We start from the raw sequence: 21,551 nt of genomic DNA, 5'->3' as shown, positions 1-21,551 counted from the left end.
TAATGTGTATTAATATGGTTTATTGTATTCGCCCAGCTTAGTTAAGAGCATGTGATCCAATGTAAACTTTGCCCCCGTCGGAAGTAATGTAAATAGTAGTCGCATCCTTTTCTGTCAAAGCTGCATATTGGGCGTTCGTCAGGTCTGTTCGCACCTTGGCCCATCGGGTATCTCCTTCCGCCAGATTTGGTACATCCGTAGAGTTAAGGGGCTCTTTCTGGCTTTGCTTGATAATTCGAGCCGGTTCTCCATCGGTACGGCCAACGTTCAAATTGACGCCCATAGCGTAATGATCATCTCCACATAGTTCAAATACACCGCTTGATCTGTTCTGCCATACGGCTGTACCCATCTGTACGGAAAACAAGCTGTATTCCTCACTATAAACGGCACAGCGGTACATGGTTGATAGTCCTTTAACGTTAAGCGTCTGATTCATTGTGACACCAGAATTGAACGAGGCTGTATCAAAAGCCTGAAATTCTCCAAACGTCGCAAAAATGCAATTGACACGGAATATACCAGTATTATCAGCATTCGGGCCTCCCACATACATCATACCGTTCACCGAAAATATACCGGTTCCCACTTCCCCTGACGATTCTAAGAACATGATTCCATTTGCAGCCCCGGAACCGGGTTTAATAGTTACTTTGGAATATTCCGGCGCATCGGTAAGGAGAGAATAACGGGCGTCGGCTTCTTTTCGATTAAGTACGGAGTTATCATTTAGAGAGCCGGGTTTGGCATTATCCTTGACTAGATTTGCGTATATGACATTGTTTTGGTCTCCAATTTGGACGGTTAGTTCACCAGTCCCAGATGCCCCCCCACCCGTCAAATACAGATGATCGTACGGGTGCTGGATCCATCCTCCTTCCCGACTGTCCATGCCTGGAAATATGGTTGCTCCTACGCGAAATTCTCCGCCTATTTCCGCGTACGAAGTAACTTTCAGTGTCTGACTCATCGTGACGCCGGATGTAAATGAGGCTGGCCCTTCTGCCGTAAAATTCTTTTGGACGGTTAAGTTTTCCAGTTGCGTGCGGCTGTACCAGTCAAATAATAACACAGATCCGCAATTACCGGCTTGATCTCGTAGCCATAGCCCACCATCTCGCACCTCAACATCTATGGCCGAATTATTATCGGAACACCACAATTCCGCGACTTTAGGTTGGGTGGGGGTTGAGTGGAGAGACCAATAATTAGTACCCGCATCATTGATTTGGGTAGTAATTCCACCATCTATCGTGACACTGCCAGAAAACGTTTGTGTACCATCCCATGTATTGTTTCCTTCGACCATGCCATATCGCTTGTCTGTAATATCCAGGGAGGCAGACTCACCAGGATCGCCTTTGTCTCCTTTCTCTCCCTTGGGGCCCTGACCTCCGGCGTTCCATTTTTCCTTTTCCTCCGCGGTGACGTGGATGGTTGTGTCTTCGGTATGCCTGAAAAAGTCGTCCTGCATTACCATCGGGATTCCGTTGATAGTCGTGATTTTATTCATGATTATTTTTTTGAGTTGTGAAGTATGAGAAATCTCCGTTGTATCACATGAAGAACAGGGATATTTGGAATATATCCATTTGCCTTGAGGTGTTGTTCTTTTACAGGATAGGCGGGAGCGACTGATACCACTTCAATGGGTATCTGTCCTCATTCCGGGGAAAGATCATCCCGCATGAAACGTTATAAGAGGACCGAAGATGTTCCACCCCTGGAAAGTGTAACCTGTGGTGATGGCGGCTGATGTTTTCTGCCGTAGAATGATAGGAGGGTAGCGGAGAACAGGTGAAGGCTACCCTGAAGTGCGTATTGATCCGGCCCGGAGAGCATATCTGCCTGTGACCTGTCTTTCAGCGGGAAACAGAAGGACGCTGTCTCACGCTGGCATATTTCCCGCGGTAGTCGGCATGTCTTGAGAAACAGGAAAATAAAAACCGCCTTAAGTGTTTAAACTTAAAGCGGTTAAAATTGGTCGGGTTGACAGGATTCGAACCTGCGACCCCCTGCACCCCATGCAGGTGCGCTACCAGACTGCGCTACAACCCGATAAAACCGGACCGACCGGGGCCGTGTCTTGCGACGGCGAGGTGTATATAGGAAAACTTTAGTGTTGGCAAGAGTCTTTTTTCAATGCATACCTTTTTTGTCATGAAGCAAGTTCAAGTAGCAGTTGTCGGGGCCAGTGGCTATACCGGGCAGGAGTTGTTGCGCATTCTACTGAATCACCGCGGAGTCAGGCTGGTATGCGCTACGTCCCGCCAATATGCCGGACAGCCGCTGTGGGAGGTGTTTCCCCGTTTCCGGCAGGTGCCGGGTTCCGATTTGAGGTTTACGGATTCCGATGTGGAAGCCATTGCCGCCACCGGGGCGGAAGTGGCGTTTCTTGCCCTGCCGCATGGCGTGGCCGCCTCCTATGCGCGCGGGCTGGTGGACCGTGGCGTGCGCGTGATTGATTTGAGTGCGGATTTCCGCCTGAATTGCCCGGATGTGTATGAAGAGTATTACGGAAATGCCCATCCGGATACCGCCCTGATGCAGGAGGCCGTGTACGGACTGCCGGAATGGCGTCCGGCGGAGATCGCCCGGGCGCGCATCGTGGCGTCTCCCGGTTGTTATCCCACCAGCATCCTGCTGCCGCTCATCCCTTTGTTCAAGGCCGGGATTCTGGAACCGGAAGACGTGGTGGTGTGTTCCGGCAGCGGCGTAAGCGGCGCGGGGCGCAAGGCGAGCATTCCCCTGCTGTTCTGCGAATGCAACGAAAGCTTCCATGCCTACGGCGTGCCGAAGCACCGCCATTTGAGCGAGATTGAACAGGAGCTTTCCTGGGCTGCCGGGGAAACTGTGGTGATGTCCTTCACCCCCCATCTGATCCCCGTGAATACCGGCATTTGCTCCACCATTACGGCCAGAGTGAAGGAGGGGGCGGATCCCGATTCCATCGGCCGCCTGCTGGAAGAAGCATATGCCGGGGCTCCGTTCGTGCGTTTGCTGGGCCGCAACCAGCCGGCGGATACCAAGAATGTGACCCGCACGAATTGCGTGGACATCGGCTGGGCCTACGATCCGCGCACGAAACGCGTGATTCTGATGAGCGCCGAGGATAATGTGGTGAAGGGAGCGGGCGGGCAGGCCGTCCAGTCCTTCAACATCATGTGCGGGTTTGATGAGACGGAAGGCTTGTGGGTATTGTAGTTTTTTGTTATGCTGAAAGGTACTTCAAGACGATGAATGATTCATCCTATATTCCGGTTGACGGGGGCGTTTGCGCGCCTCAGGGCTTTCTGGGCAGCGCGGTGAGCTGCGGCATCAAGAAGCCTGAGGCCACGCGCCTGGACCTGGCCCTGATTTATTCCACGGAACCCTGCGTGTCTGCGGGCACGTTTACGACAAACCGCGTTCAGGCGGCCTGCGTGAAAGTGAGCCGGGAGCATCTCCGCAAGGGGGATATCCGCGCCATTGTGGCGAACAGCGGCAACGCGAACGCCTGCACCGGAGCCCGGGGGGTGGAAGACGCCAGGGGGGAATGCACGCGCATTGCGGGGATTCTGGGGCTGAAGCCCTGCGAAGTGGCTGTCTGTTCCACCGGGGTGATCGGCCTGCCGATGCCCATGATGCGTATCTATCCGAAGTTCCCGGAACTGGCGGAAGGCCTTTCCCGCGACAAGGGGCATGAAGTGGCGCAGGCCGTGATGACGAGCGACACGAAGGAGAAGATTATCGCCATTGAATTCATGGTGCAGGGCAGGCCCGTACGCATCGGCGCCTGCTGCAAGGGGGCCGGCATGATCAACCCCTGCATGGCTACCATGCTGTGTTTTATCACGACGGATGCGGGCATTTCCCGCGACGTGCTGGAATTGTGCGTTCAGTCCGGAGTGAAAAGTTCTTTCAACTGCATCACGATTGACGGCGACATGAGCACGAACGATACGGTGCTGGTGATGGCGAACGGAGCATCCGGCGTGACGCTGGAATCCCCGGAAGACATTTACGCATTTCAGCAGGCCCTGGCATACGTGATGCTGGAGCTGGCCAAGCACATCGTGCAGGACGGGGAACGCGTGACGAAGTTCGTGACCGTCCGTGTGACCGGAGGCCGTACGGAGGATGAGGCGAAGAAGGCGGCGGAAGCCGTGGCCAAGTCCTCCCTGGTGAAGAGCTCCTGGAACGGGAATGACCCCAACTGGGGGCGCATCATCCATGCCGTCGGCTATTGCGGCGCGAAGGTGGATGAAGAGAAGATCGACATTGATATTGCCGGGCTTCCCGCCTGCCGGGGCGGCGTGCAGGCCGATACTCCGTCCGACGATTTGCGGCAGGCCGTGCAGGTTCCGGAGTTCCAGGTGGACATTAATCTGAACCGCGGCGAGTTTTCCCACACGGTGTACACGACGGATTTGTCTCCGGAATACGTGGATTTCAACCGTTCCGAATACGCATACTGGAACCAGGCGAAGGCCGACGGCCTGACCCGGTAGTGCTATCGATCATGGCCTCAGGCAGATGCCGTCATGGAAGGGCGGAGGGGAATGCCCCCTCCGCCGATGTTTTAGCGGCGGTGCGCCGGCTGCTGGAGGAAGGCGCCCGGCGTGTTTCCCGCGCGCAGCGTTTTTGTATGGGTACGGCGGATTGCTGCCGCTTCCGTCTGACGGGAGAGACGCCGCACGTTACCTTGGGCGAGGCATGGCTGGCCTGGAAGGCATGGCGCGCGTCCGGGCGCACCCGCGTGGAGTTGCCGGATGACGGAAGCTGCCCTTTTCTGAGCGGAGAGGGCAGATGCATGATTTATGAGGGAAGGCCGCTGGCCTGCCGCACCCATTTTTGCGTTTCCGCAGGCGGAGCCCTCCCGCGCCGGGATGTGATCGACTTGATTCATGGCCTGGAAGACATGGACGCTGCACTGGGCGGCGACGGCGCCTGCCGCCTACCTGAAGCTGTCGAGCGGCTGTCCAGGAAAAGCGCCGGGAGAGGGAGAAAAACCGGCCGTTAGCGGGATTTGAATTGCGCGCCGTTCAGGGTATGGCCTTTAAAGGGTACGTCCCCATGAAGCGGGTGATCACCGCTGTGTGCCGGAATGATTCCCGCTGCACGGCAGGGCACATGTGAAGGGGAATGCCGTCCGGTTATTTGCCGGCGGTATGAGCCCGTGCAGGGTGAATAAACTGTTCAGGCCTGGGAACCGGATTCCTGGTTTTTCTCCTGCTTTGAATGGAGGTGGCGCAGGGCGCTTGCCGCCTTTTTATTGCCGTTGGCAATGGCTTTCCGGTACCAGGCTTCTGCCTCTTCATCATTTTCTTCAATGCCGTAGCCGTGTGCATAGCAGTTGCCTACGTTGAACATGGCTGTAGCGTTGCCCTGTTCGGCTGCTTTCAGGTACCATTTCAAGGCCTCCGCATGATTGACAGGGGTGCCTTTGCCGTTCAGGTGGCACCATCCCAGATTGAGCTGGGCCGTATTGTGTCCCTGTTCGGCTGCCTTGGTGTACCAGTAGACGGCCTTGTTCATGTCCACTTCCACTCCGCGGCCGTTGCCGTAGCACCACCCCAGGGTATATTGGGCTGTGATTTGCCCCTGCAGGGCTGATTTGTGGTACCAGACCAGGGCTTTGTCCAGGTTGGGCTGGACGCCGAATCCGTTTTCATAACACCATCCCAGGTTGTACTGGGCCGTGGCATGGTTCTGCTGGGCGGCTTCCTCATACCAGTAGGCGGCTTTTTCCGGGTTTTTGGGCGTACCGCTCCCGTTGCCGTAGCACCATGCCAGGTTGTATTGGGCGCGGGGATCTCCCTGTTCCGCCGCCTGCCTGTACCAGTATACGGCCTGTTCCCAGTTCTGCTGGGTGCTGCTGTTTGCATAAATCCAGCCCAGATTGAGCTGTGCGACGGCATGCCCCTGTTCCGCCGCTTTCGTGTACCAGCTGATGGCCTGGTGTTCGTCCTTTTCCACTCCCAGACCGTTGATGTAGCAGAATCCCAGGTCGAACTGGGCGGTGGGGTGGCCCTGCCGGGCCGCCTTTTGATACCAGTAGAATGCCTTGTCGTTGTCCTGCGGGACGCCGATTCCATTGGAATAGGCCCATCCCAGATTGAGCTGTGCGGTGACATGGCCCAGTTCCGCCGCCTGATGGTAGCAGTAAAAGGCTTCCTGATGGTTTTCCGCCACGCCGCGGCCCTGCTCATAATTGATAGCCAGTTGGAACAATGCCTGGGGATCTCCCGCCAGGGCCGCCTGCTGGAGGGTTTCTATATCGACGGAATAGGTAGAGAGTGTGTTTTCCTGGTCGCCGTGATTGTCGGAAGCGTCGTTCATTTCACAAATGCGCACTGGAGAACATTGAAACAATTGGTGCTCTCCTGAGTTGTGCGTTTGCCTATTCTGCACATTTGCCCAGTAAGAATCAAGGCCCGTTTTTGAAAGAGCAGGGGAGTGGAAGCTCGTTTAATGGAGGACGCGTCTGCGGCGGGGCAGGAAAAGGAAGACGCCGCACAGGGAGAGAATTCCGACAGACGGTTCCGGAACCCTGAGATCGCCCAGAGGTGCTGTAAAACTCTGCATTTCACCAAGCATGGTGCCGGTCAGCTGTGCTTCATCGTAAGTATAGCCGTATACGTTTTCTTCTCCTTCCAGGCTGGTCAGATAAATGTCGCAGTGGAGAAACTCATACTCATCCTTGTAGTTGTTGATAATAACCTTTTGACGGAACATCCCCAACTTGTAATCGTCGGAGTCCGTCAGATACACAATCAGGCTACCGTCCACATCCATATCATATCCCCACATGGTGATAGCGTGGCCTCTTCCATCCTCCCCAATTGTCAGCGTAGTTCCCCAATTGTTGTTAATGCTTTCCATCAACATTTGGTAAACTTCGTTTTTGGTATTCCCAGAGTGGAATCCATATCCAGTAAATAAAGGATTATCTACGGCGCCTCCAGTGATGGATGGCGGAACCGTCAGTCCAAGCTCCTGCCAGTATCCTCCCGGAGCGGATGTCGTGGATCCGGTTGGGTAAGCGGTGGTGGACAGCATGCCTCCGTTGAACCACCAGTTGTAGGCCTGTTCCACGGAACCGCCCGCATTAGACCAGTTTTTTGAGATCGTCTGGTAAATGGCCAATTGGGAAACTTCCGGCATGGCGTCGCAAGTGGCGGATTTTCCATTGGGCGTAGTGGGTTTCAGATCGCTTCTGGTGTCCTGCCACCATTGAAGGACGTTGGAAGCTGCCGCCGCCCAGCAGAGCTGTGAATCAACTGGCAGTGAGCTATATTCCGGGGGACGGACGGGAACTTGTATACTCGGATCGATGCTACCCGGCTTGCTGCCCCAGTCCCATTTGGCTTTCTTGTTGCAGTCGTACCATCCTCCGGATTCCGAGACGTTTTCCAGGAATACGGGAGTGGCGCATGACGGTTCAGGCAGAAGGCTCAATGCAAGAAAGGCCACTGGCAGGAGACGAGAAAATAAAGTAAACATAGGTATGAGAACAGAATTCTCCTAGTCCTAGGGAAAATCCTGTTCAGCGTCAAGATAATAATTAAACCAGTTTTTAAGCAGGATTCAGCCAGCGGGACGTGGGCGCCTCCGGAATGGCCGCCACGGCGGAGGGTGCCCCTTCCGCGACGATGTTTCCGCCGTGCCTTCCGGCGCCCGGTCCCATGTCGATGAGATGGTCCGCCGCATTCAACAGGTCCCGGTGGTGCTCCACGCACAGGACGGTGTGTCCGGCGTCCCTCAGCCGGAAAAGGGCCTTCAGGAGAAGTTCCACTTCATTAAAGTGCAGCCCCCCCGTGGGTTCGTCCAGAATGAACAGGGCGCACTTGTCATCTTCCGCCAGTTTCCAGGCCGGCGCCTTGGCGAGCTCCGAGGCTATTTTGATGCGTTGGGATTCCCCGCCGGAAAGGGTGTCCGCCCGGCGGTCGAGGTTGAGGTAGCCCAGCCCCACGTCTTTCATGCTTTTCAGAATGGCTGCGGCCTTGGGCAGCGTGGCGAAGAATTCCGCCGCTTCATCCACGGTAAGGGCCAGCGCCTGGGCGATGGATTTTCCCTTCCATGTTACTTCCAGTGTTTCGCGGTTGTAGCATTGGCCCTGGCAGGCGTCGCAGGGCATCGTTACGTTGCCCAGAAAATTCATGTCCACTTCTATCATGCCGGTTCCCAGGCACCGTTCGCAGCGGCCGCCGCGGACATTGGTGGAGAAGCGCGCCGCCGTGTAGCCCCGCTGCTTGGAGAGGGGCAGTTGGGCGTAAAGGGGCCGCAATATATTGAGCAGTCCCGTGGCGGTGGCCGGCGTGGAGCGCGGGGATTTGCCGATGGGAGACTGGTCGATGACGACCAGGCGGCTGAGACGTTCCGATCCCTGTACGAGGCGGGGGACTCCCTTTTTCCCGCTTAAATCCTTTTTAAGCGCGGGAATGAGGCAGTCCCGCACCAGGGTGGATTTGCCGGACCCGGACGGCCCGGAAATGCAGGTGAGGGTGCCCAGCGGAAGACGCAGAGTGATATTGTTCAGGTTGTGCCTGTTCGCATGTGTCAAAACGAGCTGGCCGCTGGGGGCTGCCCTGCGTGGTGGTGCTGGCATTTGCCGCGTTCCGGAAAACCATGTCCCGGTGGGGCTCTCGGCGTTTGCCATGATGTCCTGAAGGGAACCCTGCGCCAGGATATGGCCGCCTCTGGCTCCGGAGCCCGGGCCCATGTCCACCAGGTGGTCCGCCGCGCGCAGAATTTGTTCGTCGTGCTCCACGGCAAGCACCGTATTGCCCAGGTTGCGCAGCGTTTGGAGCGCCCGCAGCAGGCGGTCCGTGTCGGAAGGGTGCAGCCCCGTCGTGGGTTCGTCCAGGATGTACAGGACGCCGGAGAGGCCGCCCCCCAATTGGGAAGCCAGCCGTGCGCGCTGCAATTCTCCTCCGGAGAGCGTGTTTGCCTGGCGGTCCAGGGAAAGGTAGGACAGCCCCAATTCATTCAGGAAGTGGGTGCGCTTGTTGATTTCCTCCATCACGGGATTCAAGGCGGGGGCCAGGGCTGCGGGAATTTCCAGCCGTTTGGTCTCTCCGACCATGTCCTCCAGCGGGAGCGCCGTGAGTTCCGCCAGATTGTAGGCGTGGTCTGGCGTGTGCATGGTAACGGCCAGAGCCAGCGGGGAGAGCCTTTGTCCGCGGCATTCCGGGCATGGACCGTTTTCCTGTTTGTTGAGCCCGGTGCCGTGGCAGGCGGGGCAGGCGCCCAGAGGGGAGTTGAAGGAAAAATGGCGCGGCGTGAGCTGGGGAAGCAGGTATCCCGTTTCCGGATTGCGGTAGCGGGTGTGGAAGGCCTGGACGGCGGGTTCCTCTTCCGGCCTGGTGATGACGGCCCTTACTTCGTCCGGATTGATGCGGAGTGCGGTTTGCAGGGAGTCCGCCAGGCGGGAAGAGGAGCTTTCCCCCCGGATAATGATGCGGTCAATGACCAGGGCCGCGTCCGGCGCCGGAGCGTCCGGAACCCCCAGTTCCTCGATATCCCGCACTTCCCCGTTCCAGTAGATGCGCAGAAAGCCCTGTCTCTGGAAGTCGCCCAGCGTGGCGGCGGGGTCCTGGGCCAGCAGGGCTTCCGCGGGGGCCGTCAGTACCAGGCGCGTTTGTTCGGGGAGGGAGGCCAGGGCGTCCGCAATCTGGTCCGGGGTTTGCCGGACCAGTTCCTTTCCCGTCTCCGGGTCGTGGGGGCGCCCGGCCGCCGCGTACAGGATGCGCAGGTAATCCAGGATTTCCGTGATGCTTCCCAGCAGGGTCCGGGGATGCTGGTGCCGGGCGGACTGCTCCAGGGAAAGAGCGGGGGGAAGTCCCGTGATACTGTCCACGTCCGGCTTGTCCGGCTGTTCGATTCCCTGTCTGGCCCTGGCGGACAGGCAGTCCAGAAAGCGTCTGCGGGATTCGGCAAAAAGCGTGTCGAACGCCAGGGAGGACTTGCCGGAGCCGGAAGGACCGCTGAAGGCGATCAGCTTGCCGGAAGGCAGGTCCAGGTTCAGATTCTGCAGGTTGTGCTGGCGGGCGCCGCGGATGGAAATGGGAAGATTCATGTCAGGACAGTCTGGTGAGGGAGCCCTGGTGGATTCCCCCTTCTTCAATGACAAGGCGGCGCGCCGTAATGTCACCAAGAAATTTGGCATGCCGGTGGATGGTGACAGTACCTTCCGCCGTGAGGGCGCCTTCCAGGGTCCCCTGTATCCAGGCGTTTTCCACATGCACGCCGCCCGTGACCAGTACGGCCGTCTTTTTTTCCACGGTTAGCCTGCGGGCGCGCAAGGTCCCGGAAATATGCTGGTCCGCCTTGATTTTGCAGACGCCGCTGCACAGCAGGTCCCCGGAGGCTTTTCCATTCAGGATCAAATCCCGGCATTCAATATGCAGCCCTTTCAGGTCGGCATTCGCCTGCACGGTCACGCAGCCGCAGGTCTGTACCTTGGTCCGGTGCGTCCTGCTGTGCAGGGTAATGTCGTCCAGCTTGATATAGGCGGAGCAGTGGCTGCACCTGGCGGAGACGGCGGTAACGGGAACGGCGGTACGCCGTCGGCAGGCAAAACATTCCACGTTCCGGGAAGGAGCGTGGCTGCTGCCCGTTGCCGCCGGGAGCGTCCAGGGCGGGGCGGGGCTTGGCTGGCGGATTTTTCCGGAGGGCCGGGGGCAGATCCGGGGCACGGGGTGGAAAGGAGTGTTCATGGGACAAGGAGGGGCGGCAAAAGAACCTTGCGTTCCTTTGCCGCCCCTGAAAATGGCTGATGGGTGGAATGTTTATTCCGCATCAATGTCCAGCGTACTCTGGCTGGCCGGAGCGGCGGCTTCCGGTTCCGGAGAGAAAGAGGAAACGGGCAGCGGCTTCTGCGCGGTAGCGCCTACGGTAGGGGCGCCTACGGTGGAATGGCCGATGAAGATGGCTCCCGCTTCAATCGCCAGGGAGGCGGCCTGAATGTCGCCCACAAGTTCCGCCGTGCTTTTCAGTTCCACGCGGTCCGTAACGGTGACGTTGCCGATGACCTTGCCGTGGATGATGACGGACTTGGTATTGATTTCCGCGCGAATGACGGCGTTCTGGCCGACGGAAAGGACGCCTTCAGAAGAAATGTCGCCTTCCACCGTACCGTCAATCAGCAGGTCGTCGGAGAAGCGCAGGGAGCCGACGACTTCCACGTCGGAATTCAGCACGTTGCGTGTCAATTGCTGGACGCGGGTGGTGGGAGCGTATGATTCGGGAGCGGAAACGGGGGGCGCGGCCGGTTCCGGAGCGTCCTGCCCTTTGGCGATGTCCATCCAGCTGGGGGAAGGTTCCGCGTTCTTGTTGCCCTTGGGGGCGGGGACGGTAGTGAATGATCCAAACATGGTGTTAAGAGGGGGGTAAAGGTTAGGTAGGAGCTCTTGAAACTCGTCGCATCCAATGTACATCACCGCCACGGAGAAGTGAAACAATTTTCACCGGGAGGGATAAAAAAATGTGTCTGTTTTTTATCGTTGCGTTGCCCCCGCCGTTCCGGTAGTGTTTGGGCATTCTTCCGCAGGGGTTTCTTGCGGATATTCCCGGTTTGCAATGAGTGATTTATCTGAAAATACCCCGGTTACTCCCAGGATGAAGGAGGGGCGCGGTCGTCCAGGCGGAATGTCCGTGAGCCGCATTCTTTCCGTGATCTTTTTCCTGGCGGCGCTGGGCGTGTTTTTGGGAGGAGCCTTTTTCTGGCTCCGCAAGCATCAGGCGGCGAAGGATTCCTCTGAGGCGGCGCGGATTTGCGCCACGCCGGAAATGCTTTCCGGAAAGGTGAATGTCGCGTTGAAGGACAAGGTGGATTACAGTTTCTGGCCGCCTCATTACGTTCCTCCCATGGAGCGGCAGGACTTGCTGCGCCAGTGCCTCCAGACGGCCCAGCAATACTTGAGCTCCGGCGACATGGTGCAGAAATCCTCTTTTGTGTGGAATTCCCTGGAAGCGCTGCCCCTCATGGTCAAACATTATGCCGTGACCAAGCCGGAAGTCATGCTGAGCCGTCCCGCAGGCCCTAAAAAATTTGCGCTGCTTGAAGTGGAGGGCCACCCCTGCGCCCAGCTTCTGATTGCCTTTACCGATTCCCCCGACATGGAATTCTGCTTTTTCAAGGATGAAAAGGACGGACTCTGGAAGCTGGACTGGCAGCAGTTCGCCCGCTACCAGCCGCAGAGCTGGGAGGACTTTGTCCGCGGCAAGGGGGAGGGCATCGGGGAATTCCGCGTCTGGATGATCCGGGACCGCATGTCGGAAAGCAGGGACGATTACGCGTACAGGCTGATCGCTCCCGGCATGAACGGCACGAATGACCGCAGCATTGCCCGCCCCATGGTGTACGTACCTAAGAAGTCGGACATGGGCAAGCGCCTGTTCATGCTGTTTAAAATGGACGAGGAAATGCTTCATTCACCGTACAAGGTGCTGAACGCAAACGATGACCGTGGCGCCCTCCGCGTCCGCGTCCTGCTTTCCCGCAGCAAGGAGCCCAACCGCAAGGGGGAATATTCCTTCACGCTGGTAAAACTGCTGGGGGAAGGGTGGTATGGCCTTTCCGCGGCAAAATAGACGGAAATGGAAGATCCGGGTGTCTGACAAATGGTGGCGCTTGTAAATGATCCCTCCTTCAGGGTATCAGGGTGAATTTGATGCTGTCGGAGTTGCTTTCTTTCGTCCCGTCCTTGAAGTATAGCGTCACCATGCAAATAACGTATCCCCCGGGCCAGGTTTCAGGGTCGTCCGGCATCTTGGCGCCGTTCAGGTCATGCATGGTGACACTGGCCACGGAACTGTTTTTGTCCGTTTTTTTATCGGTTACGGCTTCACCTACGATCACCCAGTGGTACTCGACTCTTTCCAGATTCTTGTGCCTGTTGGTTTCATCCAGAGTGTAGCTGGCCCTGTAATCATATTTTTCACCCCTGACAGGATACGACGGCCCGCTGAGGGTGACGGACCAGGCGAAAACATTGGCGCTGCAGAGGGCGGACAGGAGGATGAAAATAGAGAGGGATTTCATAAGCATGATAAGTTTATTATTTTATAAAGTGACTGATTGTCAAATGTTTTTTACTTTTTCTCAACATGGCGGGTTTTGTCGTGGAAAAACCGTTGTCATTCCCAACTTTCTGAAGTTAAAGACGCGATGTATTCCTTAACTTCCTCTCTTGTTTTTTTGTCGCTGGAATGAAGAAGTTCATTGAGTATGTTGGTAATGTCAAATGATAAAATCAGCATTTTGTCGTCTTCGTTGAAAGTGGCGCAAATGAGGATGTATTTACCGTTTTCCTTGATCAGTCCGCTCCCCCTGTGTGTTTGGCCCTCATGATTCTTCGTGATATAATCATTGATTAAATTTTTCATTTCCTCACAGGTTTTAACGTTCCTGTAATCCAGCGAGATTGGATTTTCCATATTCTTGACAGACTCCTTCAATTCTTCTGTCACCGAGTGAGTGTCGGAGGCTGGAGTCTGGTCTGAATAAGATAAATTCATGAGGCTGCAGGAAATGCATGCCGTGATCAGTGTTTTTATGTGGAATCTTTTCATGGGTCTATTGTTTTTTGTTTTTCTTCTCTGAATTTTTATAACGTTCATGTTTTCATTGCTTTACGGAATGGATGGGCCGGAAAATGGATTGTTGATCATGCGCTCATGAAAACAGTGGTGCGGATGCCGGGAAGCGGGGGAATGCCGTTGAGGATTTTTTAAGGAGAAACATTACCGGAGCCTGTGGAAACGGGACGGATGTACGATGGGGCGGGGCCTGGGGCTGCGGGAACGGTAGCGGGGCCCCGGAGGAGGAAGCGGTCTTGCATGCCTGCGGGGCGCCGGCGGAAAGTACTCGCGGCGCACGTCCACGGGCCAGGAGTGGCCGCGGTAGTGCGGGCGGGGATTCCATGCCGGGACGAGGCACCCGCTGTGAATGCCGCTGATGAGGAAGATGGGCTTTCCTCCGGGAGAATAGGCGTAAATGGGGCGTCCGCACGGGCTGTAGCCCCAGATGGGAAATCCCGCGGAGTCGTACCGGATGAATATTCTGTCTCCGGCGGGAGTGCGCAGGACCTCTCCGGCATGGACTCCCGCGGCGGCCTGTCCGGCGGAAAAAGCGGCGAGGGCCAGCAGGGCGCTTCCGGCACAATAGGAGAGGATATGGCTTTTGGCTGATTTGTTTTTCATAAGACGTACAGGGTAGGAGCTTTTAATGGAAAGCGGATGAATCCGCCGTTTTTGTTTAAAATATGTTGGAGAAGGGTTTTCACAAGCGGCGGGAATCCCTTCTTGACCTGCCGGGGTGTGCCGGGGCAAAGTGGCCGCGTGACCAGATTCAGACCATGCATTGACCTCCACGACGGCAGGGTGAAGCAGATTGTAGGCGGTTCCCTGACACGGGATGAAGCGGGTTTGCGTACCAATTTTGTTTCCGACCGGGATGCGGCGTGGTATGCGGATCTCTACCGCCGGGACGGCCTGACGGGAGGCCATGTGATCAAACTGGGCCCCGGCAATGAGGAAACCGCCCTCTCCGCCCTGGCCGCGTGGCCGGGGGGGCTCCAGGTGGGGGGCGGCATTGTTCCGGAAAATGCGGAACAGTGGATTGAAGTGGGAGCCAGCCACGTCATCGTCACGTCCTGCCTGTTTGACGCGGAAGGAAAATTTTTGCAGCAAAGGCTAAAGGACCTTGTTTCCGCCGTCGGCGCGGAACGGCTGGTGCTGGATTTGAGCTGCCGCAGGGTTTCCGGCGGCTGGACCGTAGCCATGAACAAATGGCAGACCCTGACGGAACTCCGGGTGACGGAAGCCACGCTGGACATGCTGGCGGAACATTGCGCGGAATTTCTCGTGCATGCCGCGGACGTGGAAGGGCTGTGTTCCGGAATCGACCGGGAACTGGTGGAATTGCTCGGCGCATGGCGGCGCATTCCCATGACTTATGCGGGCGGAATCAGCCGGATACAGGACTTTGAAGAAATAGACGCCTTGAGCGGAGGCGCTCTGGACGCCACCGTGGGGAGCGCCCTGGATTTGTTCGGAGGCCGTTTGATCAGGTATGCGGACCTGGTGGAAAGGCAGCGGGGGGAAACGGGAGCGGAAAAGGCATGAAACTGGCCCTGAAAGTCATCCCCAACGCCAAAAAGAGCGAGGCCGCGGGCTGGGAGGAAGACCCGCGGACGGGCCGCACCCTGAAATTGCGCATTGCCGCTCCCCCCGTGGAAGGGAAGGCAAACAAGGCCGTCATTCTTTTTCTGGCCTCCTGGCTGGGCATTCCCAAATCTTCCGTCATCCTGCTGCGCGGAGAAACGGGGCGGCTGAAGGTGGTGGAACTGCCGGAGGAATGCGCGGAAAAGCTTTCCCGGCTGGCGCCCTGAACTCGCCTTCCGGCCATGCGGGCAGCCCGTTCGGGGGAAATGTGTTCCCGTTTCTGCATAGAGGAGTTGCATTGCATGCGCATCATCACGTGTCAAACGTCAGACATGTCTTAGCAGGCCGTTGACGCAAACCGTAAAAATATTTAGAGTACCCGCATGAGCGACGAAGAACAGAATCAGAACGCGGATGCCGGGGAAAAGGAAATCCTGGAACAGGCGCAAGGAGCGGCCGCAGAGGAACAGGAAGCTGTGTCTTCACTGGAAGAGGAACTGTTGAAATGGCGGGATTCCGCCATGCGCACCGCAGCGGAATACGACAACTACCGCAAGCGCATGGTGAAGGAAAAGGAAGAGTGCGCCAAGTTCGCCAACCAGCGTCTGCTGGAGGAACTCCTGCCCGTCATCGACAATTTTGAAATGGGCATGGCCGCCGCCAGCGCGGATGCCTCCTCCATGATCTACGTGGGCATGAGCATGGTGAAAAAGCAGCTGGACGAATTCCTCGCCTCCAACGGCGTGCAGGCTTTGGACCCGGTTGTGGGCAGCATGTTTGACCACGCCACGGAAGAAGCCATCCAGCGCGAGCCTTCCGACCAGCCGGAGGGAACCGTCCTGCGTGTTATCCGCAAAGGTTACACGTTGAAAGACAGGCTTCTGCGCCCGGCAAACGTCGTGGTGGCCCATGCGCCGGAACCCGAGCCCGAAGTTTGACCGTTTTCCAACATTCACGCCACATGGCTAAAAAAGATTATTACGAAATCCTGGGCGTTTCCAAAAGCGCCACAGATGACGAGATTAAAAAGGCCTACCGCAAGCTGGCCCTGAAATACCACCCTGACCGCAACCCGGACGACCCCTCCGCGGAGGAAAAGTTCAAGGAGCTGGGGGAGGCCTATGAAGTGCTTTCCGATGCGGACAAGAGAGCTGCCTACGACCGCTTCGGCCACGCCGCCTTTGAACAGGGCGGAACCGGGGGCGGCGGCTATGCCGGAGGCGGCGGGTTCCAGGACCCGATGGATATCTTCGCCCAGATGTTCTCCGGAATGGGAGGCTTTGCGGACATGTTCGGGGGCGGCGCCCGCGGCGGCCAGAAGCGTTCCAGCAAAAGGCCCGGTTCCGACCTGCGTTATGATTTGGATATCACGCTGGAGGAAGCGGCCCGCGGTTGCACCAAGCAGCTGGAAATCGAACGCCTGGTAACCTGCAAGACCTGCCACGGCTCCGGAGCCAGGGAAGGCAAGGAAGCGTTCAAGACCTGTCCGACCTGCCAGGGGCGCGGCATCATCACCCAGCAGAGCGGGTTTTTTGTCCAGCAATCCACCTGCCCCACGTGCCACGGCACCGGGGAAATCATTTCCGACCCCTGTCCCGTCTGCCACGGAGAGGGCCGCGTGAGGGAGGACTCCCATATCACCATCCGCATTCCGGCGGGCGTTACTACGGGCAGCCAGCTCCGCATTGCCGGGGAAGGGGACGCCGGCGTCCACGGAGGCCCCACGGGGGACCTGCACGTATTCATCGACGTGAAGCCGCACGACATCTTTCAGCGCGAGGGCAACGACCTGAGCTGCACCGTTCCGGTGCCTCTGGCTCTTGCCGTCACCGGCGGCAAGCTGAAAGTCCCCACTCTGGACGGGGCCGCTACCATCAAGCTGCCGGAAGGCACGCAGAACGGCATGATCTTCCGCCTGCGCGGCAAGGGCGTCAAGGCCCTGCGCAGTTCTGAAGTCGGAGACATGCTGGTGGAGGTGGAAGTGGAAATCCCCACCCAGCTCAGCAAGGACCAGACGGACAAGCTGAACGCCTTTGCGTCCACCCTGGATGAAAAGCGCAACCAGCCCGCCTGCGTGGCGTTTGCCGACAAGGCCGCCCGTTACCTCAAGAACAAATAAAGGCCGGAACAACTTTCCTCGCACATGGCGCGCTTCTTTCTCCCCCCATCGAAATGGTCCGCTCCCGTCTGGGAGCTCCGCGGGGATGAAGCGCACCATGCGGCCAAGGTGCTCCGCCTGAGACAGGGAGACGCCTGCGTGGTCTTTGACGGCCGGGGCCGGGCCGCCCATGCCGTGGTGGCGGAAGCCCCGCGCAGTTCCGGTGTGCTTCTGACGCCCGGGGAAGAGTGTCCCCCCGCTCCGTTCCTGGCTTCCGTGACGCTTTGCCAGGCAATCCCCAAGGGCGCCAACATGGACCTCATCATCCAGAAGGCGGTGGAACTCGGCGTTTCCGCCATCGTCCCCCTCATCACGGACCGGACCATCGTGCGCCTGAACGCCCGGGAAGCGGAGGCCAAAAGGCAGAAATGGCAGCGCATCGCCCTGGAGGCCTGCAAGCAGTGCGGGCAGAACACGCTCCCAGCCGTGGAGCTTCCCGTGCCGTTTGCGGAATGGCTGGGCCGCGGCGTGCCGGACGGCCTGAATGTGATTGCCTCCCTGGTGCCCGGTGTGCGTCCCGTGCGGGACGTTTTGGAAGAAGCGCGCGGCCGTTCCGTAAAAAAAGCCTCCCTGCTGGTAGGGCCGGAAGGGGATTTCACGGAGCAGGAAACCGCGGCGGCCCTGGAGGCGGGGTTCGTTCCCGTGACACTCGGCCCCATCGTCCTGCGGGTGGAAACGGCCGCCTTTTTCGGGGTGGCCGCCATGCGGTACGCGCTGGATTGAGTTTTCCCCTACACATACTCCCATGTTCAAGAATCTGATTTTCGATTGGTCCGGCACGCTGGTGGACGATCTGGCGCTGACGCTGGACGCCTCCAACTACGTCTTTTCCCAGTACGGCAAGCCCTGCATGAACAGGGACGAATTCCGGGCGGAATTCCAGCTCCCCTATCCGGACTATTACGCGCGCGTCCTGCCCCAGGCGGACCTGAACGAACTGGAAGACCATTTCCGTTACGCATTCCGCGTTTCCACCGCCACGGTGGAGGTGCTCCCCCACGCGCGGGAATTCCTGGAATTCTGCCGCGCGCGCGGCGTACGCTGCTTCATCCTGACGAGCGTGGACGCCAAGGAATTCGACATCCAGTGCCGGGAACTGGGAATGATGGAATACTTTGAGGCCATTCATGCGGGCATTCGCCACAAGGACACCCACATCCACACCCTTCTGGGTCAGCATGGCCTTCATGCTCATGAAACCGCCTTCATCGGGGATATGCAGCACGACGTGGAGACTGCCCACCATGCCGGAATCACGTCCATTGCCGTTCTGACCGGCTACAATGACGCCGCCCAGCTTTCCCGCGTAAAGCCGGACATCATCGTTCCGGACCTGCTCGTCCTGCGCACCCTGATGCGCCGCTACGCCCTGCCGTCGGACACGCAGGACTCCATCAACATCCACGGCCTGGAACTGGACACCTTCATCGGCGTGCCGGATGAGGAACGCGCCTCCATGCAGACGCTGAAGGCGGACATTGCCTTTTACCCGGATGAAGCCCTGTCCGGATTGAACGATGATTTTTCAAAGACCGTCTGTTACGACTCCATCGCCCAGGCCCTGAGGGCGGAAGCCCTGGCGCATCCCCGCAAGCTGGTGGAGACGCTGGCGGAGGATCTCGGCAACGTCTGCCTGGAACAATTCGGCGCGCGGCATGTGGTTGTCACGCTGCACAAATTCATCCTGCCGCGCACGGACAGCGTTTCCGTGACGGTGCATGCTTCCCGGCACCGTTAGGCAGGGTATTCCCCTCTTTGGGGCATAAAAACCGTGCAAAATTGTTGAGCCTGACCTGCATCAGGGCTGGATAAAACGGAATTCTTTTCCGTATCGCGTACGGAGACTCACCTCCTTTTCCGGCTGCGGCCTGCCGTCTTGCACAGCCCCGTACAGGCATTTACCAGAGGCGGATGCTGGACGCAGGCGCCGGAAAATGCGGTCTCATATCTGAACGGGGATATGTCCGGAAAAAAGTCCGTGAAAAACGGGCGCGCTTACTTTTCATCCTTTTTCATCGGCCGGGACAGAAAGCCCACCAGCTTGTCGTAATAAGCCTTGGACTTGTCGTAGTAGGACTGCGGGTCAATGTCCAGCTTGGTGCGGAATAGGAGCCAGAGCTTGTGGAAGGTATTGACGCGGTAGCGGATGTCGAAGATGCGGAAGCCGCCCGCCTTCATCTTGTCCAGAATGGTGTGGTAGATGAGCGACATGGCCTGAGCGGGGACGAGGGCCGCCTTGTCTTCCGGGCTGAGGCGGTTGTATTCCTCTTCCGCATCCCGGAAGAACTGTTCCGCCAGGTCCGCCTCATATTGCAGCAACTCCTTTAATTGCGGAGAATACACGCCGTTGCGCAGATCCTCCAGGGTATAGCCGAAGCGCTCCATGTCCTCTTTGGGAAGGTAAATGCGGTTGGATCTGTTGCAGTCTTCCGCCACGTCCCGGATGATGTTCACCATCTGGAGCGCGTGCCCCAGGGCAATCGCATACGGGTAGGACTCCTCGCCTGCCCCCATGATGCGGGCGGATGTCAGGCCTACGCAGCACGCCACGCAGTACGTATAGTCCAGAAGTTCGTCACGGGTGAGGGGCTGCTGCTGGCTGATGTCGGAACGGCAGCCTTCGATCAGGTGGAGCATGGGTGTGGTGTCCAGATCCAGGTCCTGGATCAGGGCCACGATGTCCTCTTCAAGTTCCGACAGTTCCAGCCCCTGTTCCCCGTTGATGACCTTGATCCAGCGGTTGAGGGCGTTGTGGCGTTCCTGGGGCGTCATTCCGGGCTCGTCCACAATGTCGTCCACGGTGCGGCAGAAGGCGTAGAATTCCGCCATGTGGCGGCGTTCCTCTTCCGGAAGGTCAATGAGAGCGAAGGCCAGGTTGGATTTGGCCTTGCTGGTGATGGTCTGGGCTTGGGTCATGTCTTGACGGGAAAAAACTGCCTGGCGGCGCATGGCGGGGATCAGGGAATGAGTCCCCAGTGGGAGGTAAAGGGCCACAGGCAGAAACTGGCGGGGCCTACGATGTTGTATTGATGCACGGGCCCCCAGTAGCGGGAGTCGAAGGAATTTTCACGGGTGGAATTGTCCCCCAGCGCCACGTATTCCCGCAGATAGGGGCGGTTCTTGTCCTTGGACAGGTGCACGGTGGTTCCTTCCGTAATATAGGCCCTGCCGTCCAGCAGGCTCAGCGGGGCGGGGAGCGCCACGTAGCCGCAGGGCTGGTAGGGAGGCTTGCCGGAGGCCACCCGCTGAATGGTCCATTCCTTGGCGGGTTCTCCGTTCACGATCAATTGGGAGTCCTTGATGCTCAGGGAATCTCCCGGAACGCCGCACAGACGCTTCACGTAATGGGTGCCTCCTTCCTGTCCGGTGCTGCTGCCCTTGTTGGCGATGCCCTCAATGCCGCGCGTGTCGAACACGAAGACCTCTCCGCGCTCCGGCTTGCGGAAATGGTAGGCCATCTTGTTCACCAGAATCAGGTCTCCGGCGTCAAACCGGGCGTTGACGATGGTGTCTCCCGGCAGGTAGGTTCTGAAGGGGGTGTTGCGTTCGGCCTCGAACCGGGGCTCCTGGTTGAGGAAGTAGCGGCGCGTTTCCGCCTCCGCCGCCGGGATTTCCAGCGTGGAGCCGTCGTCGAACTGCACGTTGGTGACGGTCAGCAAAAGATACTTGGTGCCGGGCACGAAGCGGACAATCTTCTTTTCCTTCTGGGCCGTTTCATGGACATAGGAGCCGCCGTAAAGAACCATGTCCCCTATTTTCTTCATCAGGGAGGGGATACCCTCCTGAGGAATGGCGCGGATGCCGTTCAGGGAAGGCTGCATGGAGCCGGTCGGAATGCGGAAGGGCTGGACCACATAGCAGCGCAGACCCAGGAAAATGGCCAGAATCACGAACAGGACTTCCACGTTCTCCGCCAAGCCGGAGGGCAGCGCGCCGGGAATGGACTCCAAGGTGGATTCCAGTTTGGCGGTGACGGACTCCGTTTGCGCCCTGTCTCCGCGCAACAGGGCGGTTTTCAGCAAATCCCGGTTTTCCTGGAATTCCGCCAGGCGTTCGGGCGGCAGGATGTCGCGGTTGTAATTGATGTAGCGGCGCACCGCTTTCAGGGCCATGCGGCCCTTCCTGCGCCACTTGGGCGTGAACCAGGCCAGGGGATGGTCCAGCATGAATACCAAGATGGCATCCGCTGCCGGAAAGTGATCGAAAAGGTAGGCTAGTATGGACTTGTGCGGACTGTTCATGA

The 21,551-nt window shown here is 58.1% G+C and carries 21 protein-coding genes and 1 tRNA gene; 10 read left to right on the top strand and 12 right to left on the bottom strand.

Features of this window, described 5'->3' with window-relative positions:
- Positions 1-37: 37 nt before the first annotated feature.
- Both OQH67_RS01635 and OQH67_RS01630 read right to left on the bottom strand, forming a co-directional pair.
- Positions 38-1,513 (bottom strand): phage upper tail fiber protein, encoded by a 1,476-nt coding sequence (locus OQH67_RS01635; protein ID WP_215435346.1) that lies wholly within the window; start codon positions 1,511-1,513, stop codon positions 38-40.
- A 468-nt stretch (positions 1,514-1,981) separates the two neighbouring features.
- Positions 1,982-2,058 (bottom strand) — tRNA-Pro (locus OQH67_RS01630).
- Between the two features lie 102 nt (positions 2,059-2,160).
- On the opposite strand from OQH67_RS01630, the gene argC reads away from it, so the two are divergent.
- From argC to OQH67_RS01615, 3 genes are read left to right on the top strand one after another with little or no spacing between them, the layout of a single operon-like run.
- Entirely contained in the window at positions 2,161-3,204 is a 1,044-nt protein-coding gene (gene argC / locus OQH67_RS01625) for an N-acetyl-gamma-glutamyl-phosphate reductase (RefSeq protein WP_215435347.1), read from the top strand.
- A gap of 32 nt (positions 3,205-3,236) precedes the next feature.
- Entirely contained in the window at positions 3,237-4,490 is a 1,254-nt protein-coding gene (argJ, locus tag OQH67_RS01620) for a bifunctional glutamate N-acetyltransferase/amino-acid acetyltransferase ArgJ (RefSeq protein ID WP_215435348.1), read from the top strand.
- A gap of 11 nt (positions 4,491-4,501) precedes the next feature.
- Positions 4,502-5,002: a YkgJ family cysteine cluster protein gene (locus OQH67_RS01615; RefSeq protein WP_215435349.1), complete on the top strand. Its 501-nt coding sequence runs from the start codon at positions 4,502-4,504 to the stop codon at positions 5,000-5,002.
- Between the two features lie 176 nt (positions 5,003-5,178).
- Here OQH67_RS01615 and OQH67_RS01610 read toward each other — a convergent pair whose 3' ends face one another.
- The 5 genes from OQH67_RS01610 to OQH67_RS01590 form a co-directional block, all read right to left on the bottom strand.
- Entirely contained in the window at positions 5,179-6,321 is a 1,143-nt protein-coding gene (locus OQH67_RS01610; protein ID WP_215435350.1) for a tetratricopeptide repeat protein, read from the bottom strand.
- Between the two features lie 129 nt (positions 6,322-6,450).
- Positions 6,451-7,440, bottom strand: coding sequence for a hypothetical protein (locus tag OQH67_RS01605; protein ID WP_215435352.1), 990 nt, complete (start codon positions 7,438-7,440; stop codon positions 6,451-6,453).
- A gap of 118 nt (positions 7,441-7,558) precedes the next feature.
- A complete protein-coding gene (locus tag OQH67_RS01600) occupies positions 7,559-10,060 on the bottom strand; it encodes an excinuclease ABC subunit UvrA (protein WP_215435357.1) in 2,502 nt (833 codons plus the stop codon).
- A gap of 1 nt (position 10,061) precedes the next feature.
- Positions 10,062-10,700 (bottom strand): polymer-forming cytoskeletal protein, encoded by a 639-nt coding sequence (locus tag OQH67_RS01595; protein WP_215435359.1) that lies wholly within the window; start codon positions 10,698-10,700, stop codon positions 10,062-10,064.
- A gap of 72 nt (positions 10,701-10,772) precedes the next feature.
- Complete coding sequence (locus tag OQH67_RS01590) at positions 10,773-11,357, bottom strand: bactofilin family protein (protein WP_238623766.1); 585 nt, start codon at positions 11,355-11,357, stop codon at positions 10,773-10,775.
- Between the two features lie 205 nt (positions 11,358-11,562).
- On the opposite strand from OQH67_RS01590, the gene OQH67_RS01585 reads away from it, so the two are divergent.
- Positions 11,563-12,576, top strand: coding sequence for a hypothetical protein (locus OQH67_RS01585; protein ID WP_215458868.1), 1,014 nt, complete (start codon positions 11,563-11,565; stop codon positions 12,574-12,576).
- Positions 12,577-12,634: 58 nt separating this feature from the next.
- Here the strand turns inward: OQH67_RS01585 and OQH67_RS01580 are convergent, their stop codons facing one another.
- From OQH67_RS01580 to OQH67_RS01570, 3 genes are all read right to left on the bottom strand, one after another.
- Positions 12,635-13,027: a hypothetical protein gene (locus OQH67_RS01580; RefSeq protein WP_215435363.1), complete on the bottom strand. Its 393-nt coding sequence runs from the start codon at positions 13,025-13,027 to the stop codon at positions 12,635-12,637.
- 95 nt (positions 13,028-13,122) lie between these two features.
- On the bottom strand, positions 13,123-13,605 hold the full coding sequence (locus OQH67_RS01575; protein ID WP_215435365.1) for a hypothetical protein: 483 nt from the start codon (positions 13,603-13,605) through the stop codon (positions 13,123-13,125).
- 123 nt (positions 13,606-13,728) lie between these two features.
- Complete coding sequence (locus OQH67_RS01570; RefSeq protein WP_215435366.1) at positions 13,729-14,187, bottom strand: hypothetical protein; 459 nt, start codon at positions 14,185-14,187, stop codon at positions 13,729-13,731.
- Positions 14,188-14,325: 138 nt separating this feature from the next.
- Here OQH67_RS01570 and hisA point away from each other — a divergent pair, with 138 nt between their 5' ends.
- The 6 genes from hisA to OQH67_RS01540 all read left to right on the top strand — a co-directional run bounded on the left by hisA (position 14,326) and on the right by OQH67_RS01540 (position 19,046).
- Positions 14,326-15,111, top strand: coding sequence for a phosphoribosylformimino-5-aminoimidazole carboxamide ribotide isomerase (hisA, locus tag OQH67_RS01565; RefSeq protein WP_215435375.1), 786 nt, complete (start codon positions 14,326-14,328; stop codon positions 15,109-15,111).
- Complete coding sequence (locus OQH67_RS01560; RefSeq protein ID WP_215435377.1) at positions 15,108-15,377, top strand: DUF167 domain-containing protein; 270 nt, start codon at positions 15,108-15,110, stop codon at positions 15,375-15,377. Before hisA ends, OQH67_RS01560 begins: the two co-directional genes overlap by 4 nt.
- Before the next feature lie 156 nt (positions 15,378-15,533).
- Positions 15,534-16,088: a nucleotide exchange factor GrpE gene (locus OQH67_RS01555; protein ID WP_215435379.1), complete on the top strand. Its 555-nt coding sequence runs from the start codon at positions 15,534-15,536 to the stop codon at positions 16,086-16,088.
- A gap of 23 nt (positions 16,089-16,111) precedes the next feature.
- Positions 16,112-17,269, top strand: a complete 1,158-nt coding sequence (dnaJ, locus tag OQH67_RS01550) for a molecular chaperone DnaJ (RefSeq protein WP_067571328.1) — start codon at positions 16,112-16,114, stop codon at positions 17,267-17,269.
- Between the two features lie 24 nt (positions 17,270-17,293).
- Entirely contained in the window at positions 17,294-18,031 is a 738-nt protein-coding gene (locus OQH67_RS01545) for a 16S rRNA (uracil(1498)-N(3))-methyltransferase (RefSeq protein ID WP_215435381.1), read from the top strand.
- A gap of 22 nt (positions 18,032-18,053) precedes the next feature.
- Complete coding sequence (locus OQH67_RS01540; RefSeq protein ID WP_215435383.1) at positions 18,054-19,046, top strand: HAD hydrolase-like protein; 993 nt, start codon at positions 18,054-18,056, stop codon at positions 19,044-19,046.
- 257 nt (positions 19,047-19,303) lie between these two features.
- On the opposite strand, the gene OQH67_RS01535 is transcribed toward OQH67_RS01540, so the two are convergent.
- Positions 19,304-20,224, bottom strand: a complete 921-nt coding sequence (locus OQH67_RS01535) for a phytoene/squalene synthase family protein (RefSeq protein WP_215435385.1) — start codon at positions 20,222-20,224, stop codon at positions 19,304-19,306.
- Between the two features lie 41 nt (positions 20,225-20,265).
- On the bottom strand, positions 20,266-21,549 hold the full coding sequence (gene lepB, locus OQH67_RS01530; RefSeq protein ID WP_215458869.1) for a signal peptidase I: 1,284 nt from the start codon (positions 21,547-21,549) through the stop codon (positions 20,266-20,268).
- Positions 21,550-21,551 lie beyond the last annotated feature (2 nt).

The organism is Akkermansia biwaensis, from assembly GCF_026072915.1.
GTDB classification, from domain to species: Bacteria; Verrucomicrobiota; Verrucomicrobiia; order Verrucomicrobiales; family Akkermansiaceae; genus Akkermansia; species Akkermansia biwaensis.
This window is presented reverse-complemented; position numbering and strand designations above follow the sequence as displayed.